The organism is Paenibacillus sp. J22FR5, from assembly GCF_059691975.1.
Genome location: NZ_JCAUAN010000069.1, coordinates 1 through 1,781 on the forward strand (window position 1 = coordinate 1; position 1,781 = coordinate 1,781).

The 1,781-nt window shown below is 44.0% G+C and carries 2 protein-coding genes; one reads left to right on the top strand and one right to left on the bottom strand.

Going from position 1 to position 1,781, the window contains the following annotated elements:
• Positions 1-112: 112 nt before the first annotated feature.
• Complete coding sequence (locus AC58P7_RS33365; protein WP_497350351.1) at positions 113-1,399, top strand: IS110 family RNA-guided transposase; 1,287 nt, start codon at positions 113-115, stop codon at positions 1,397-1,399.
• A 27-nt stretch (positions 1,400-1,426) separates the two neighbouring features.
• Here the strand turns inward: AC58P7_RS33365 and AC58P7_RS33370 are convergent.
• A partial coding sequence (locus AC58P7_RS33370; protein WP_497350352.1) for a hypothetical protein occupies positions 1,427-1,781 on the bottom strand: 355 nt, incomplete at its 5' end.

Here is a 1,781-nt window from a genome sequence, read left to right on the forward strand (position 1 = left end):
TAAACATTCCTGTAATGACTAAGATTTGGACTTTGTCAAAAAAGGAGCGCCTCGGTATGATGGGTTTGTGCACGGGTTTGAAACCCAATACCATCAAGGAGGCGCTCTTACTATGAAGTTTAAACAAAACGATGGACAAAATCAACGTATAGAACGAATTTCCACCTCTCATCTAGTAGTAGGTATCGACATGGCGAAGGAAATTCATGTCGCACAGGCTACTAATTTTCGAGGTATCGTTCTTGCTAAGCGGCATTTACCATTTACAAACGACTTAGAAGGATTCGAAAGATTACAACGTTGGATGGCTGAATTACAACAGAAGCACCAGTTGAAGACCCTAATCATCGGTATGGAGCCGACCGGACATTACTGGTTTAACCTGGCTAATTGGCTTTCCGACAAGGGGATAAACGTTGTCATGGTGAATCCTGCTACCACCAAACGAAACAAGGAAAACCGAGATAATTGTCCTTCCAAGAGTGATCCTAAAGATGCACTTGTCATTGCAGATGTCGTTTGCCGAGGCTATTACTATGAATACACGCGACAGTCTACTGTCTTTCAACGGTTACGTACCATTATGAGTGACCGGGAATTTTGGGTGACGAATAGTGTAAGAATGCAGAACCGGATCATCCGTTGGTTAGATATTCGGTTCCCCGAGTATACCTCGGTGTTTAAAGACTGGACCTGCAAACGTTCCTTAGCTACGCTTAAAGATTTACCCTCCCCGCTAGATCTACAGTCTCTGACGGTATCTGAGGTGATTACAAGTTGGAGAAAGCATATGAAACGAGCGGGTGGTTCTACGGGGACTCAGAAAGCTGCGTTGCTAATTTCGCAAGCCAAGCAGAGTGTAGGAGAGAAGACAGCTCTTCATGAAGCCAAGCAAGATTTACGGCGGTTACTAGAGGAGTTTGAACGTATTGTTGAAATACTAGAAAAGATTGAAAAGGACATTCTAGCACTGCTTAGTGAGATTCCAATGGCCATTCAGCTTCGATCGATTAAAGGCCTGGGTCCAATCTTCGTAGCTGCCATACTATCATGTGCTGGTGACCTTAGACAGTATGCGCATGGACGTCAGTTATTGCGTAAAGCAGGTCTAAACTTAGCTGAAAGGATGTCAGGAAAACACAAGGGACAAATCAAGCTTTCGAAACGGGGAGATGCAACGTTGCGCAAGTATATGTATCTGGCAACGATCACGCTCGTAGGAACGAATCCAGTCTTTCGACAGATGCATGAGAATAATGTTCAGATCAAGCAAATGAAGAAACAACAGTCTCTTTTTAAGCTGCTTGGAAAATTGGCACGAATCCTCGTTGGCATTGTTCAAAGAGGTGAGTCATTTCTACCTGAAAAAGTAATTCCCAACTACGCTCTAGCTGCCTAAAACTTCTTAAATATAACGTAAATTGACTCATTCGCAGGAGTTTTCAAAAAGAAAGCACGGAGGACCGAGTTCGTTTTCCAAAAGGGCACAGACCCATCCGCTAAACGCTATCGGCCTCCACACCTTGGTCAGGTATAACGAAGGAATGTAAGGGCATAGACCCGTTGAGCCGTGGGAGGGTGAACCTCCAAGGATTTTGTGGAGCATGCGTGCAGTAGAGAAGGATCTGGGGAAATGTTCCATATGTTCCTCTATTCCCGCACGCCCAAAATATGAATCAACGGTTTTAATCAACTTACTTTCTGAAAAATACTGATTTATAAGGTGATGAAATCCTGCGAGTGAGTGAGCATACGTGAGATAAACCCTTAAAACCGAGGGA

Coding starts and splice junctions, on each gene's coding strand:
- AC58P7_RS33365 (WP_497350351.1), top strand. CDS start 113: ATGAAGTTTAAACAAAACGATGGACAAAATCAACGTATAGAACGAATT.